A 15,838-nucleotide genomic window follows, 5' to 3' on the forward strand; every position below is an offset into this window, starting at 1 on the left:
ACAAAAGCACTCATACCCAAAATCATTCCTTGATTAATCAGCTTTTTAAAAGGTTCTTCTGTGGGTGCAAAGCCTCTATCTTTTAAAAATTTATTCCAAAAACGAGCGTATAATAAATGCCCCGTTGCGTGTTCGCTTCCACCAATGTATAAGTCTACATTTTGCCAATAGTTTAAGGCTTCTTTGCTTGCAAAATCTTCTTCATTGTTGGCGTCCATATAACGCATCCAATACCAAGAAGAACCTGCCCAGCCAGGCATTGTGTTTAATTCTAACGGAAATATATTAACGTTATCTATTAACTGATTACTGACTACTGAACACTGAACACTATCCCAAGCCCAAACCGTTGCATTTCCAAGGGGAGGCTGTCCATCTTCTGTGGGTAAATATTTTTCTACTTCGGGAAGTTTAATGGGCAAATGTTTTTTATCAATCATTTGTGGCATTCCGTTTACATAATAGACCGGAAAGGGTTCGCCCCAATAACGCTGTCTAGAAAAAACAGCATCGCGCAAGCGGTAATTAATTTTTCCTTTTCCTTGTTGTATATTTTCTAAAGCTTCAATCGCTTTTTTTGCTCCTTCTTTATATCCTAAACCGTTTAAAAAATCAGAATTTACCAATTTAAATCCTTCTTTAGATCCAAATGCAGCCTCTGAGATATCTTGGTCAAAAATATTTTTAATTTCAGGCATACCAACACCTTCTTTGAAAAAATTGGCAAATGCATAATCACGTTCATCACCACAAGGGACAGCCATAACGGCCCCCGTTCCATACCCTGCCAAAACATAATCTCCAATCCAAACTGGAGTAGCTTCTTTTGTAAACGGGTGTTCTGCATAAGCGCCTGTAAAAACTCCAGAAATAGTTTTTACATCTGCCATACGTTCACGCTCGCTTCGCTTAGCCGTTGTTTCTATATAAGCTTCAACAACTGCTTTTTGCTCTGGAGTGGTTATTTGTGTAACCAAATCGTGTTCTGGAGCAAGCGTCATAAATGTTACACCAAAGATCGTATCGGGGCGAGTGGTAAAAACGTCTATAACCTCATCGTGATTTTTTAACTTAAAAGAAACCATTGCTCCAACTGATTTTCCAATCCAATTTCGTTGAGTTTCTTTTAGAGACTCTGTCCAATCAATTTCATTTAAACCTTGTAATAAACGTTCTGCGTAAGCTGATATTCGCATTGACCATTGCGTCATTTTTTTACGAATAACAGTATGCCCACCTCGTTCTGAAACGCCGTTTACGATTTCGTCATTGGCTAAAACGGTACCTAAACCTGGACACCAATTAACTTCTGTTTCGGCCAAATATGTTAGTCTGTATTGCAATAGTATTTTTTGCTGCTGCTCTAATGAAAATGCGGCCCATTGGCTTAACGAAAAAGAAACAATAGAATCGTCACAAACAGCATTGACAGTTGCATTTCCTTCTTTTTCAAATAGAGCAACTAAAGTTGAAATATCTTCAGCCTTATCCGAATCTTTATTGTACCACGAATTAAATAATTGAATAAAAATCCATTGGGTATGTTTGTAATAATCGGCATTTGAAGTACGAACTTCTCTACTCCAATCAAATGAAAAGCCTATTTTATCCAATTGTTCTCTATAACGAGTAATGTTCTCTTTAGTAGTTTTGTCAGGATGTTGACCTGTTTGAATGGCATATTGTTCAGCCGGAAGCCCAAAAGAGTCATAGCCTTGAGGATGCAATACATTAAATCCTTTGTGACGCTTGTATCGAGCCACAATATCAGATGCTATATAGCCTAAAGGATGGCCCACATGTAAACCGGCTCCCGAAGGGTAAGGAAACATGTCTAACACATAATATTTGGGCTTGTCGGAATGGTTTGTAGCAGCAAATGTTTGCTTATCTGCCCAATGCTTCTGCCAATTGGATTCAATTTCGTTTGGATAGTATTTCATTACTCTTTTATATTGTTTTTTACAGGAGCCTTGCTGTTAAAGGCTCAAGAAGTATTTTAATTTGGAATTTAAAAGTTGTTTTTAATTCTTAAAAATCAAGTGCAAATTTACATTTATTGTACGAAAGTTAAAACTTTAGACGTTATAATCTATGTAAACCAATTTTCTTTTTTATTTTTACACATAAATTTTAAATATAATATGGCATCATCATTTGAAAAGTATAATAAAAGACGATTAATTTCTTCTTATTTTTCAGTAATTTTAAGTATCTTTTTGGTACTATTTCTTTTGGGAGGATTGGGTTTATTTGTTATTAATTCAAAGAAACTTACCAATGATTTCAAAGAAAAAATTCAAATGACCGTTTTTTTTAAAAACGATGCTAAAGAACGAGATTTAAAAGCTTTTGATCTTGAATTAAAAAACTCAGAATATATAAAAAAATACTTATACATTAATAAGGACAGTGCTGTTAAAAATAATGTTGATATTTTTGGTGAAGATTTTTTAGAATATGTTGGTCAAAATCCCATAAAAAATTCTTTTGACATCAACTTAAAAGGAGATTATGTTCAGGCAGACAGTATAAAAAAGATTGAAACTCAAATCAAAAAAAACGAACTGGTTTCTGAAATTATTTATGACAAAATTTTAGTTGATTTAGTGAATGATAATGTCAGAAAAATAAGTTTATGGTTGCTTATTGTCAGTATTATTTTATCATTTGTTGCTATGCTATTGATAAACAGCTCGTTACGTCTTTCCATTTATTCGCATCGATTTACCATAAAAACCATGCAAATGGTTGGAGCAACTAAATCATTTATCAGAAAGCCTTTTATTTTACGCAGTATAAAACTAGGGCTTATAGGTTCTGCGTTAGCAGTTATTGCGTTGCTTATCTTGGTATGCTATATAGATTCCAAATTACCCGATTTAGGCATTTTAAAAGATTACCTTTCCATAGGGGTCGTAATGGCTGGTGTGTTTATTGTTGGAATAATCATTACTTCAATTAGCACCTATTTTGCAACTCAACGATTTTTAAACTTAAAAACAGAAGACTTATATTGATTTAAGGCTGTTGATTAACTATTTTAAAATTAATTATATAATATGAAAAAAACAGACCATAAACCGGCTTTTTTATTTGAAAAAGTAAATTATAAAATATTATTTATTGGTGTTGCTATTATAGGGTTTGGCTTTTTATTAATGGCAGGAGGAGGCACAGATGATCCTAATACTTTTGATGCTGAGTCTTTGTTTAGTTTTAGAAGAATTAGATTAGCTCCAACAGTCGTTTTAGCGGGTTTTGGAGTAACTATTTATTCTATAATGAAAAATCCTTTTAAGAAATAGCATTCAAAAATAAGTACTAAAAATTGGCCGCCACCACTGAAAACCTTAAACGATATAAATGAATACACTACAAGCCATAATTCTTGCCATAATTGAAGGTTTAACCGAATTTCTACCTGTTTCATCTACAGGTCACATGATCATCGCATCTTCTTTTTTTGGTATTGCTCAAGACGATTTTACCAAACTTTTTACCATTGTAATTCAATTAGGAACCATACTTTCTGTTGTGGTTTTATATTTCAAACGCTTTTTTCAATCAGTAGATTTTTACTTTAAATTATTTGTCGCTTTTATACCTGCGGTAATTTTAGGTTTGTTATTGAGTGATTTTATAGATTCTCTGTTAGAAAGTCCAATTACCGTGGCTGTTTCCTTAGTATTAGGCGGTGTTCTTTTATTAAAAGTTGATGAATGGTTTGGAAACACTCCAAAAAAAGAAATTCCTGAAGAAATCAGCTATCCCACGGCTTTTAAAATTGGACTTTTTCAATGCTTAGCAATGATTCCCGGAGTTTCAAGAAGTGGCGCCAGCATTGTGGGAGGTATGTCTCAAAAATTGTCACGAACAACTGCAGCCGAATTTTCATTTTTTCTGGCCATTCCAACCATGTTAGGTGCTACTGTAAAAAAATCATATGACTTTTATAAAGCAGGTTTTGTGCTAACTGATGATCAAATTAATCTTTTAATTATTGGAAATGTTATTGGCTTTCTGGTGGCACTTATTGCCATAAAATCTTTTATAGGATACCTAAGTAAATATGGCTTTAAAATGTTTGGTTACTATAGAATTATAGTTGGAATTGCGGTTTTGTTGATCCACTTTTTTATTGTAAAATTAACTGTAATTTAATGATAAAAGAAGATCTTTTAAACGGACAAGTACTATTAATTGACAAGCCGTTAAAATGGTCGTCATTTCAGGCTGTTAATAAATTAAAATATGGCTTGATCAATCATTATGATTTGCCTAAAAAATTTAAAATTGGTCATGCCGGAACATTAGATCCTTTAGCAACTGGACTTTTAATTATTTGTACTGGAAAATTTACTAAAACTATTTCTAATATTCAGGCTCAAACCAAAGAATATACCGGAACAATTACGGTTGGAGCTACAACTCCTTCTTATGATTTAGAAACTGCAATTAATGCTACTTTTCCAACAGAACAAATTACCGAAGAATTAGTTTTAGAAACTGTTAAACAATTTTTAGGAGAAATTGATCAAAAACCTCCTGTGTTTTCAGCTATTAAAAAAGATGGAAAACGTTTATATGAACACGCAAGAGCTGGAGTTGAAGTTGAAATTCAATCTAGAAAAACTACGATTTACGAGTTTGAAATCACAAGAATTGCTTTGCCCGAAATCGATTTTAGAGTACAATGCAGTAAAGGAACGTACATTCGCTCTTTAGCTTATGATTTTGGCTTAGCCTTAAATTCTGGTGGGCATTTAACAGCTTTACGACGAACAAAAATTGGAGATTATAGTATAGAAAATGCACCAAATCCAGATGATTATATAGCTAATTTAATATGAAAGCTTAGATATTTACATTGTTTTTATGTTCAACTAGTCTTCTTTTTTCTCAAGATCAATCTAATTATGAGAGTTTTAGTAAAAAAACAACATTTACTCAATTTGAACTTACTGTTCCTCTTAAAGGAAACGATACTTATGGCGAAATTGACCCTAATGGCAACAGAAGTAATTATATAATTGTTCCTGATGGAATTAGTACAAAATTTGGCTTCGGAATTCACTTTGAAAAATGGATTGGTTTAAGTCTTCATTCTGGTATTGATTGGAAAATTACACCTAAATTAGTTTCTACTCCTGTTTATGCCCAAATTACTTTAAACCCTTTACTTGGCTATGACACTAGATTGTTGATTCAGGCGGGTTACGGTCATTCTTTTGCAATAGGAAGAGGAAATTTAAACGGAAAATACTATAAAGCAAGATTAGGTGTAACAACAGAAGATGATTTAGGAATTTTTATTGATGTTAGCAGCTATGGGTTTGCTGTCAAAGGAACAGAAATGGGCAGCTTTAGTTTAGGATTCTGTATCTTTGTATTTTAAAATTTATTTATGAAATATCTATTTATAGTATTTGCTTTTTGTTTACAGTTTGGTTTTTCTCAAAATAAAACTCCAAAACTTAAAGATGGAGATATTATTTTTCAATCTATGAATTGTGATTTATGCAAAGCCATAAATGCAGTTACAGAAGGCTTTGACGGTAACGATTTTAGTCACTTAGGAATGATTTACATTCAAAATGATTCGGTCTATATAATTGAAGCTGCAGGAAAAAACGTAAAACTGACTCCACTTGAAGTTTTTAAAACTTACACTTCAGAAACAATGTATGTAGGACGATTAAAAAGAAAATATCGAAAATATATTCCAAAAGCTATAGAATTCTCACTTTCTCAAATGGGTGTTCCTTATGATAAGGCTTATTTATATGACAATGGAAGTTATTATTGTTCAGAATTAATTTATGATGCTTTTTTAAATGCTTATAAAAAACCTTTTTTTAAATTAACGCCAATGACTTTTAAAGAGCCTAATTCTAATCAGTATTTTCAGGTTTGGATTGATTATTATGAAAACCTAAAAATCAAAATTCCAGAAGGAGAACCAGGTTGTAATCCTGGTGGAATTTCGACTTCTAATAAATTGAAAATTATTGGAATTGTAGATTAAACTACTTCTTTCGTTTTCATTAATTGCATAATTTCGTTTTGAGTAGAAACTCCTTTATCATGCAAGTACCATTTTTGTAATTCTACTTTTATCGGCTCATCTACTAACCCATTTATAGCTTTGTAATCAACTAATAATTTTTGTGCGGAAAAGGGTCTTGGTCCAAAATCGCCCAAAACATTATAGCCTTCATCTAAAACTATTAATTTTGGTATTGACTTTGCTCCATGGGTCAAAAAATTGTTCATCAAATTTTCATTTTCATCTCTAAGTACAATTTTTAAATCTATATAATCCGACAACTCTGCCATTTTATAAACTACAGGCAAAATTTGAGCCGCATCACCACACCAACCTTCACTAATGACCAACCAAGTATATCTGTTTTTAATTTGAACTAGTTTGTCATGTACTTCAGCTGTTATTTTAATAGTTTTTTCCAAACGGTTCATTCGTGTTTCATTTAATTCAGAATAATGCAACATATCGTCTGATTGTTTATTTCCAGTAGAAAATCTTTTTTTTATTAAACCAGAAACCATTTCTCTATATCCTTTATAAGTACAACTTATAGTTAAAGCAGATGCTATGTTTGTATTCATAATATTTTTATTGTTAATTGTACAAAATTACTGCTAAATTTGTTAACTGAATGTAAGCTATGTTACACAAAAATAAAACACAATGGATTTCTTATCTAAATCAATAGGATTAGTATTGTCAGGTGGCGGTTCTAAAGGAATTGCTCAAGCTGGAGCCTTAAAATTTTTAGAAGAGCAAAATATAAAACCAACTCATATTGCTGGTACAAGTGCTGGTTCAATAATTGCTGCTTTATATGCTTTTGGAATAAAACCAAATGAAATATTAGAGTTTTTTAAATCTATTTACTTTTTTCATTGGAGCCATTTTACTTTTAAAAAAGCAGGAATTATTGATTCTCAATCTTTTAAAGCTGATTTTGAAAAAATATTTAAAGATGCAAAAATTGGAGATTTAAACATTCCTACATATATTACTGCAACTGATTTAGTTAAAGGTAGATTGAAAATCTTTAATAATGATACTAAAATAACGGATGCTATTATTGCTTCATCATCATATCCTGGAATGCTTTCTCCTTATGAATTAAATGGAAATTTATATAGTGATGGTGGAATTTTAAATCATTTTCCAACAGATTTAATTCAAGGAAAATGCGATGTTATTATTGGAATTTATGTTAGTCCAATTCAAACTATTGAAGCAAAAGATTTAAATTCAATAAAATCAGTAACATCAAGGGCTTTTAACTTATTGTCTGCACAAGGAAATTATCAAAAATTTAGCTTGTGTGACTGGGTTATTGAACCAAAAGAATTAGCTAATTTTAGTACATTTGAAACGAATAAGGCTAAAATGGATGAAATATTTGAAATTGGTTATCAAGCCGCAAAAAAATCTTTTGAGGAAATGAATTCATAAATAGAAACTAGATTTTTTTTAAATTAGATAATACCTATATTTGCAACAGAAAAAACAACACAAATGAAATATAAAAGAATTCTCCTAAAGTTAAGTGGTGAAGCCTTAATGGGTGAAAGAGCTTACGGAATTGACCCAAAACGTTTGGCTGAATACGCTCAAGAAATCAAAAAAATTCATGATAAAAATATAGAAATAGCAATAGTTATTGGAGGAGGAAATATATTTAGAGGTGTAGCCGGAGCAAGTAATGGGATGGATAGAGTTCAAGGTGATTATATGGGAATGCTGGCAACGGTAATTAACGGTATGGCATTGCAAGGTGCTCTTGAAGAAGCAGGTATGCCGACAAGGTTACAAACTGCATTAAAAATTGAAGCGATTGCTGAACCTTATATAAAAAGAAAAGCAACACGCCATTTAGAAAAAGGACGGGTTGTAATTTTTGGTGCAGGAACAGGAAATCCTTATTTTACAACAGATACTGCTGCCGTTTTGAGAGGTGTTGAAGTAAGTGCTGACGTAATTTTAAAAGGAACACGTGTCGATGGTATTTACAATGCAGATCCTGAAAAAGATGCAAACGCAGTTAAATATGATACCATAACTTTTGGAGATGTTATTGCAAAAGGTTTAAATGTGATGGATTCAACCGCATTTACATTAAGTCAAGAAAACAAATTGCCTATTATTGTGTTTGATATGAATATTGAAGGTAATTTACTAAAAATTTGTGAAGGGTTAAACATTGGAACAACAGTAACTGTTTAGATACGAAGTTTAAAAAAAAATTAAAATATAAAACACGTAAAAATGACTGAAGAAATTAACTTTATTATAGAAACAGCAACAGAATCCATGAATGGTTCTATCGCTCATTTAGAAAAAGAGTTTTTAAACATCAGAGCAGGAAAAGCTTCTCCTCAAATGCTTGGTGGTGTATTTGTTGACTATTATGGCTCTCAAACGCCCTTATCTCAGATAGCAAACATCAATACAGCTGACGCAAGAACTTTAACCATTACACCTTGGGAAAAAAACATGATGCAACCCATTGAAAAAGCTATTCAAGTGGCAAATTTAGGATTAAACCCAATGAATAATGGAGAGTGCATCATTATTAATGTACCCGCTTTAACAGAAGAACGCCGAAGAGACTTAGCCAAACAAGCTAAATCTGAAGCTGAAGACGCTAAAATTGGAATAAGAAATTCACGTAAAGATGCCAACACAGATATCAAAAAAGAAGAAAAAGACGGTTTAGCCGAAGATATTGCTAAAACAGCTGAAGATGATATTCAAAAATTAACCGATTCCTATATCAGAAAAATTGATGAGCTTTTGGCCGTTAAAGATGCTGAAATTATGAAAGTGTAAAATTTAAGTCCTGATTAACATTAGGGCTTTTTATTTTAAATATCTTTACATTTCATTGAAACCCTATTGATGCGCTATTTGTATATATCATTTCTTCTATTAATAACCAACTTTGCTTTTGGTCAAACAAAAATTAAAGGACAGGTTGTCGACTTTGACTCCAGTATTCCGATAGCTTTTGCAGCAATAACTTACAACAGTACAAGCCTTTTTACCGATTGGGAAGGCAAGTTTTCAATAGAAATTTTAGATCTTAAAAAGCCTTTTTTTGTAAAACACAAAGGTTATTATGACAAGCCCTCTTATGGTTCTAAAGACGAAAAATTAGTTGTCATTCGAATTACCCAAAACATCAATCAAAAAAATATAGAATATTACTCTGATAATAAAGTCAATCAAATTATTAAAAAAGTAATTGAAAACAAAGTTTATACACAGCCCGAAAAAGCACTTGAAAGTTTTGAATATAAAAACTACGAATACATACAAGTAACTGCAAATCCTGACAGCATATCTGATGTCATTGAAAAAAAATACAAGCGAACAATTTTTGGCAAACAAATCATTAAATTAGACTCTACCAATTATAAATTTAAAAAATTAGTTGAAAAAAGTCACATATATCAAACCGAGAAAGTAAATCTCATAAAGCACTATAAAAACACTAATAAAGAAATAGTTTTAGCAACTCGAATGGCAGGTTTTAAAGAACCTTTATACGAATTACTTGGCTTAAAATTAGTTTCCTATTCTGTTTATGAAAACCCTTTTGAAATATTAGAAATTCCAGTTCAAAATCCCATTTCAAATTATGGACGAAAATTATATACCTACCATTTATTAGACTCAACTCAAATACAAAATCGAAAAGTATATCGCATTTACTTTGAGCCTAAAAAACTTGCCGCAAATAGGTTAAGAGGTGTTTTATATGTTGATGCCAAAAATTTTTCCATTGCAAAAGCACATTACAGAATTTATGGTATTGTAAATGTAGATGCTAATTATACTTTTAATTACCTGAGCGAACATCAAATTTGGTTTCCTAAAAAGCGAAAAATTATATTGAGTAAAGGGAGTAATTCTGAAGACTTAACAATTCTTGGTGGTACTATAAAATTCAAATCTGGCACAGAGCAAGGGAAAGAAAATAATACATCTGACCAAACCGTTTTAATTTTAGAATCGGTGCCTTTTGATATAAAAATCAATGAAAAAATTTCAATAAAAAGAGACGGAATAAAAATATATGTCCCCGAAACCAGTAAAATGCGATCAGAAAATTATTGGACAACCATTGCTAAAGACACCCTCGATGTTCGCAAAATAAACACCTATATTTCATTAGATAGTTTGTCCAATGAAAGTAAAATTGAACGTAAAATATTTTTAGGTAAAAAAATAATTAACGGCTTTTTACCGATCAGTTATCTAGATTTAGATTTGCGAAGGGTATTAAAATACAATAATTTTGAAGGTTTTAGGTTGGGTTTTGGTGCAACTACAAACAACACTGTTTCCGAAAAATATAAAGTGGCTTTTTACGCTGCTTATGGCTTTAAAGATGATGCGTTTAAATATGGCATAACACCCTCGTATTTAGTCGACAAAAAAAATGAAACGTGGATAAGTGCATCATTTAAAAATGATTTAAACGAAATAGGACAAACCACTTTTGCAACTGACAACAAGCGCTTTAGAATATATGACCCAAGGCCTTTTAACATTTCAACTTTTTACAACAATAAAGTTGTCTCGGCATATGTTGAAAGTAAAATTATACCTAAAACAGATGCTTATTTTTCTGTTTCACAGCGCCAAATAATGCCATTATTTGACTATACGTATATAAATAATGGTCAGGCTTATACAAATTACAACATCACATGCTTGCTACTTTCGCTTCAATGGAATCCTTTTAGCAGCTATATGCAAACCCCTTTTGGCAAAATTGAGATTGAAAAACGCCATCCCAAATTTTCGTTTCAAATAACCCAAACGTTACCAAAAGTGTTGGGTAATGATTTTAATTTTACAAAAATTGATTTCAAAACTTTTTATGAGATTCCGTATTTATCTGGTCAAAAAAGTTCATTTCTGCTTCAAACAGGCTTAGCTTTTGGTGCAATTCCATTAACTCAATTATACGCTATTGCTCCAAATAATTTAAACAAGGATGCCATATTAAAAAGAATCACTTTTGCAGGAAAAAACAGTTTTGAAACCATGTATTACAATGAGTTTTTCTCTGACAAATATGTTTCCATACAGTTTAAACATACATTTAATAGAGCTAAAATAGGCTACAAAATAAATCCAGAAATTACCGTTGTAACCCGAATGGCTTTTGGAACCATTAAAAATCCAGAAAATCATATAGGCTTGCCTTTTAATTCTTTAGAAAAAGGCTTTTTTGAAAGCGGAATAGAGTGCAATAAAATATACAAAGGCATAGGCCTTATAGCTTTTTACCGCTATGGTAATTATCAATTGCCCAACTTTGACGACAATATTGCTCTAAAAATTTCTTTTAATTTAGATTTGGGGCTTTAAACCGTTCTAATTGTGATGAATCTAATTCATTATTTAACAATAATACTTACCTTTGCCAACTAAATTTAGAAGCATGTTTAAGTGGTTAAATAGTCGTTTTTGGAATTATATTGCAGGACGAATATTGCGTAATAGAGTTGGCTTACTTATTTTAATTGTTGTTTTTACCATTTTTATGGGATCGCAATGGAAAAACATGCGTTTTACTTTTACTGAAGCCAATTTATTGCCCGACGACCATATTGTAAATCTACAATACAACTCGTTTTTAGATAAATTTGGTGAAGAAGGAAATCTTATTATAGTAGGTTTTAAAGATCCTTCGTTTTTCTCAGCTAAAAACCTTAAAATATGGGAGGCTTTTGTTGATGAAATTAAAACCGATAAAGCGGTTGATTTTACTTTATCAATTGAAGACCTAAAGGTTCTTTCAAAAGACACCCTGTCACAAAAATTTAATCTTGTTCCTTTTATCAATAGAAATTCAATTTCTGATGCTTATATAAAAAGGAAAGAAAAAGAACTGTTTAACGACTTGCCTTTTTACCAAGGCATGCTGTTTAATAAAGAAAGTGGTGCGGTTCGTTTTGCTATATATATTGATAAAAAAATAGTAAATACTATGGCTCGAAAAGAGTTTGTTTTTAAACACTTTAGTCAAGAAAAAATTGACGCTTTTGAAAAAGAAACCGGCATAGACATGCACGTTTCAGGAATGCCATACATTAGAACCCTAAATGCTCAAAGTATTATTGATGAAATAGGTTTATTTGTTTTAGCAGCTCTTTTAGTTACCTCGCTATTATTTTTCTTTTTCTTTAGAAGCATTAGAGCTACAATTATTTCTTTATGTGTTGTAATTATTGGTGTAATGTGGTCATTTGGAACCCTAGGCTTATTGAATTATGAGATAACGGTTCTTACGGCAATTATACCCCCTTTAATAATTGTTATTGGTATACCAAATTGTATTTTCTTAATCAACAAATACCAACAAGAAATTAAAATTCATGGCAATAAAGCCAAATCGTTGCAACGGGTAATTTCAAAAGTAGGAAATGCTACTTTGATGACCAACCTAACAACTGCCGCTGGTTTTGCAACCTTTATTTTTACAGACAGTAAATTGCTGAAAGAATTTGGAATCGTAGCTTCAATAAATATAATATTTTTATTAATACTTTGTTTATTGATTATACCTATTATTTATAGCTATATGCCAATGCCTAAGGAAAAACACTTGGAACATTTAGGTAAAAATTATATGACTTCATTTGTCAAATGGATTGAAAACACCATTAGACACCATAGAGTTATGATTTTTGCTGTTTCTATTCTTATTTTAGTCTTTGGAATTATTGGGATTTATAAAATAAAAATATCAGGAAGCATTATTGAAGACATGCCTAAAAAAGCACCCTTTTTTAAAGATATTTTATTCTTTGAAAATGAGTTTGATGGCGTGATGCCTCTTGAGATAATAATTGACACAAAAAAACCAAAAGGGGCTCTCAAATCGGTTTCTTTAAAAAAAATAAATCAATTGCAAGAAGCTATTGAAGAAATTCCTGAATTATCAAAACCTCTTTCTATAGTAAATTTGGTTAAATATGCTAATCAAACCTATTTTAACGGTAATCCTGATTATTATGAGCTGCCATCTTCTAAATTAGAAGAAGCGTTTGTGCTAACATATATAAAAAATTCGACTCAAAAAAACAGCGAAAACCTTTTCAAAAGCTATGTAGATAGTACGGGTCAATATGCACGCATAACTACTTTTATGAAAGACATTGGCACAGATAAAATGGCCAAAATTGAAGATCGCTTGCAAGAAAAAATAAACACGCTTTTTCCTAAAGACAGGTATGAAGTTACTATAACTGGAAAAGCATTTGTTTTTGAAAAAGGAACACATTACTTGGTTCACAATTTAATGTTATCCTTATTTTTTGCTATTGTCTTAATTTCTCTTTTAATGGCTTATTTGTTTCGTTCTTTTAAAATGATTCTTGTTTCGCTTTTACCAAACTTATTACCTTTAATTATGACGGCTGGTTTAATGGGCTTTTTAGGCGTTCCTATAAAACCATCTACCATATTAGTGTTTAGCATTGCCTTTGGAATTTCGGTCGACGACACCATTCACTTTTTGGCCAAATACCGCCAAGTTTTAAAAGAAAACAATTGGCGTATTAAAAGGTCGGTTTATACAACTATTAAAGAAACCGCAATAAGTATGTTTTATACTTCTGTTGTTTTATTCTTTGGCTTTTCGGTTTTTACCTTATCCAGTTTTGGAGGAACGGTTGCCCTAGGTAGTTTGGTCGCTATGACCTTGTTATTTGCAATGTTATCAAATTTAATATTACTGCCTGCACTATTATTGTCTTTAGAAAAAACAATAGCCAACAAAGAAGAATTCATAGAACCTAAAATAGATATTTTAGCTGAAGATGTAGAAGAAGAATAAAAGGCAAACTTGTCTTACGAACTAAGAGAAAAAATCTAAATCAACGGATAACTATTTGCTAAATTTCAATTTATTGGAAATAACGAGTTGAAATTTTATCCTATTTGATAAAATTCCTCCTGCTTTATTAAATAAACTTTACTAGAACAAATTTGTTTTATTTTAACATATTCACAAAGGAAATTAAAAATTTTGTTTTGAAATTAAAAATTTTATTCCAATTTTCAAAATTATTTCTTATTTTTGTACTTTATAAAACATTATAGAATGCGTATCATTACTTATAAAAGAATACAAGAATTCTCAGAAAAACACTCAGATTCAAAGATACCTTTAAACGTATGGTACTACACCACAAACGCAAAATCGTGGAAAAAACTTTCGGATATTAAACAAGATTTTAATAGTGTAGATTATGTTGGCAATAACAGATATGTGTTTAATATTAAAGGAAACGATTATAGATTAATTGCAATAATATCGTTTAATGCCCAAAAAGTATATATCCGTTTTATAGGCACACACGCAGCATATAATAAAATTAACAACATTAAAAACATTTAAGATGATACAAACTAAAAAACAGTACGTAGCAATTTTAGAGCGGGTAGAAGAACTTTTACAAAACACAGACAACATAGAAAACCAAGATACAAAAGGCTATATAGAACTTAATTTACTATCTGACCTTGTTGCAGATTATGAAGAATTATACTACCCCATACAAAAACCATCCTTAACGGATGTGTTAAAATTGCGAATGGCAGAAATGGGGCTAAACCAAAAACGGCTTTCAGAACTTTTAGGCGTAAGTACCTCGAGAGTTAGCGAGTATTTAAACGGCAAAAGCGAACCAACTTTAAAAGTAGCAAGAGAAATAAGCAAAAAATTAAGTATTGAGGCTTCCATTGTTTTAGGCGTTTAAAAAGCTAAGTCTATAAATCTAATTAATATATTGAAACACATAGAGACATAGAAAATTTAACAAAAGAAAGAACTTTGCTTTATATAGATTTCATAGCTATGTGAAAAATAAATTTCTATTGTATTCTTATTCAAATCGAAAACCTATGTTTCTATGTGTTTAAAATTGAATATACTCTTTAGACCAAAGCCAAAACTAATCAAACCTTTTTTGTAATTGTGCAATAAGTACATCTTTGTCTTGTAAACGTGCCTCATACAAAACAATAATTTTTTCGTTTTGTTCTTTATTTTCTTGATAAAAATTTGCAGTTTGTTGTAAATATGCAGTAGAGTTTTCTTTATTCGTTTGATTAAATTGATTATTGGGCTGAATATCTAATATATCACCAACTTTAACCTCTAAAATAGCTGCAATTTTATACAAACGTTCTACAGATAGTTTGTATCTAATTTTTCTAGTTATGAATAAGCAACCTGACTAATATCGAGTTCATGCGCCATATATTCGTGACTATATCCTTTGTCTGTATGTATTTCTTTTATCTTTTCTAAAATCTTTTTCACAACTTTTAATTATACAATATATTGTAAAAGTAATAATTATTTTACAATAGTTATTGATTTGCATACAAATTTGTGCAAATTTTACAACATCAAAATATCTCGAGAAAACTTTTTGATAACAACAAAATAATGTTTAATTTTAAAAATTATAATTATGAACTTAGAAAGTTTAAATTTAGTAGAGCTTAATGCTCAAGAAGTGCAGGAAACTGAGGGTGGATTTCTATGGGCTGTAGGTCTAATTATTGCTGGAGTTTATCAAGCAGCGGTAGTGGGAACTCTTGCTGCTGGTGTTGTAGGGTCTTTTCAAGGTGGTTATAATAGTGTAAGAAATCTATAACTATTTGACTAACCAAAAAATCAATATAGAATATTGACATCAATAATTAAAATAACAATTTAAAAAAAAAATAATCATGGGAAATTTAAATTTAGTTGAATTAAATATTCAA

The 15,838-nt window shown here is 30.8% G+C and carries 17 protein-coding genes; 14 read left to right on the top strand and 3 right to left on the bottom strand.

Going from position 1 to position 15,838, the window contains the following annotated elements; genetic code table 11:
* On the bottom strand, positions 1–1,943 hold a 1,943-nt coding region (locus AABM47_RS03590), incomplete at its 3' end, for a class I tRNA ligase family protein (protein ID WP_338409558.1).
* A 201-nt stretch (positions 1,944–2,144) separates the two neighbouring features.
* Here AABM47_RS03590 and AABM47_RS03595 point away from each other — a divergent pair.
* From AABM47_RS03595 to AABM47_RS03620, 6 genes are read left to right on the top strand one after another with little or no spacing between them, the layout of a single operon-like run.
* A complete protein-coding gene (locus tag AABM47_RS03595) occupies positions 2,145–3,020 on the top strand; it encodes a permease-like cell division protein FtsX (RefSeq protein ID WP_338409559.1) in 876 nt (291 codons plus the stop codon).
* A gap of 42 nt (positions 3,021–3,062) precedes the next feature.
* Positions 3,063–3,308, top strand: coding sequence for a DUF3098 domain-containing protein (locus AABM47_RS03600; protein ID WP_338409560.1), 246 nt, complete (start codon positions 3,063–3,065; stop codon positions 3,306–3,308).
* A 58-nt stretch (positions 3,309–3,366) separates the two neighbouring features.
* Positions 3,367–4,164, top strand: coding sequence for an undecaprenyl-diphosphate phosphatase (locus AABM47_RS03605; RefSeq protein WP_338409561.1), 798 nt, complete (start codon positions 3,367–3,369; stop codon positions 4,162–4,164).
* Positions 4,164–4,853: a tRNA pseudouridine(55) synthase TruB gene (truB, locus tag AABM47_RS03610; RefSeq protein WP_338409562.1), complete on the top strand. Its 690-nt coding sequence runs from the start codon at positions 4,164–4,166 to the stop codon at positions 4,851–4,853. The genes AABM47_RS03605 and truB overlap by 1 nt, the downstream gene beginning before the upstream one ends.
* 17 nt (positions 4,854–4,870) lie before the next feature.
* On the top strand, positions 4,871–5,398 hold the full coding sequence (locus AABM47_RS03615) for a hypothetical protein (RefSeq protein ID WP_338409563.1): 528 nt from the start codon (positions 4,871–4,873) through the stop codon (positions 5,396–5,398).
* 9 nt (positions 5,399–5,407) lie between these two features.
* Positions 5,408–6,028: a YiiX/YebB-like N1pC/P60 family cysteine hydrolase gene (locus AABM47_RS03620; RefSeq protein WP_338409564.1), complete on the top strand. Its 621-nt coding sequence runs from the start codon at positions 5,408–5,410 to the stop codon at positions 6,026–6,028.
* Here AABM47_RS03620 and AABM47_RS03625 read toward each other — a convergent pair.
* Positions 6,025–6,630, bottom strand: a complete 606-nt coding sequence (locus tag AABM47_RS03625; protein WP_338409565.1) for a thioredoxin family protein — start codon at positions 6,628–6,630, stop codon at positions 6,025–6,027. The two genes, AABM47_RS03620 and AABM47_RS03625, sit on opposite strands and share 4 nt — an antisense overlap.
* 82 nt (positions 6,631–6,712) lie before the next feature.
* Here AABM47_RS03625 and AABM47_RS03630 point away from each other — a divergent pair, with 82 nt between their 5' ends.
* From AABM47_RS03630 to AABM47_RS03660, 7 genes are all read left to right on the top strand, one after another.
* Positions 6,713–7,492, top strand: a complete 780-nt coding sequence (locus AABM47_RS03630; protein WP_338409566.1) for a patatin-like phospholipase family protein — start codon at positions 6,713–6,715, stop codon at positions 7,490–7,492.
* Positions 7,493–7,555: 63 nt separating this feature from the next.
* On the top strand, positions 7,556–8,263 hold the full coding sequence (gene pyrH, locus AABM47_RS03635) for a UMP kinase (protein ID WP_338409567.1): 708 nt from the start codon (positions 7,556–7,558) through the stop codon (positions 8,261–8,263).
* A 42-nt stretch (positions 8,264–8,305) separates the two neighbouring features.
* Positions 8,306–8,869 (top strand): ribosome recycling factor, encoded by a 564-nt coding sequence (gene frr / locus AABM47_RS03640; RefSeq protein WP_338409568.1) that lies wholly within the window; start codon positions 8,306–8,308, stop codon positions 8,867–8,869.
* A gap of 69 nt (positions 8,870–8,938) precedes the next feature.
* Positions 8,939–11,422: a DUF5686 family protein gene (locus tag AABM47_RS03645; RefSeq protein ID WP_338409569.1), complete on the top strand. Its 2,484-nt coding sequence runs from the start codon at positions 8,939–8,941 to the stop codon at positions 11,420–11,422.
* 73 nt (positions 11,423–11,495) lie between these two features.
* Complete coding sequence (locus AABM47_RS03650; RefSeq protein WP_338409570.1) at positions 11,496–13,895, top strand: MMPL family transporter; 2,400 nt, start codon at positions 11,496–11,498, stop codon at positions 13,893–13,895.
* 267 nt (positions 13,896–14,162) lie between these two features.
* Complete coding sequence (locus AABM47_RS03655; RefSeq protein WP_338409571.1) at positions 14,163–14,459, top strand: type II toxin-antitoxin system HigB family toxin; 297 nt, start codon at positions 14,163–14,165, stop codon at positions 14,457–14,459.
* Between the two features lies 1 nt (position 14,460).
* A complete protein-coding gene (locus AABM47_RS03660; protein WP_338409572.1) occupies positions 14,461–14,820 on the top strand; it encodes a helix-turn-helix domain-containing protein in 360 nt (119 codons plus the stop codon).
* A gap of 195 nt (positions 14,821–15,015) precedes the next feature.
* Here the strand turns inward: AABM47_RS03660 and AABM47_RS03665 are convergent, their stop codons facing one another.
* Positions 15,016–15,246 carry a hypothetical protein gene (locus AABM47_RS03665; protein WP_338409573.1) on the bottom strand — a complete coding sequence of 77 codons (231 nt, stop codon included), beginning with the start codon at positions 15,244–15,246 and terminating at the stop codon, positions 15,016–15,018.
* Between the two features lie 294 nt (positions 15,247–15,540).
* On the opposite strand from AABM47_RS03665, the gene AABM47_RS03670 reads away from it, so the two are divergent.
* Positions 15,541–15,726, top strand: a complete 186-nt coding sequence (locus tag AABM47_RS03670) for a bacteriocin (protein ID WP_338409574.1) — start codon at positions 15,541–15,543, stop codon at positions 15,724–15,726.
* The last annotated feature ends 112 nt before the right edge of the window (positions 15,727–15,838 follow it).

Origin of the sequence: uncultured Flavobacterium sp. (assembly GCF_963925415.1) — a bacterium.
GTDB lineage: Bacteria > Bacteroidota > Bacteroidia > Flavobacteriales > Flavobacteriaceae > Flavobacterium.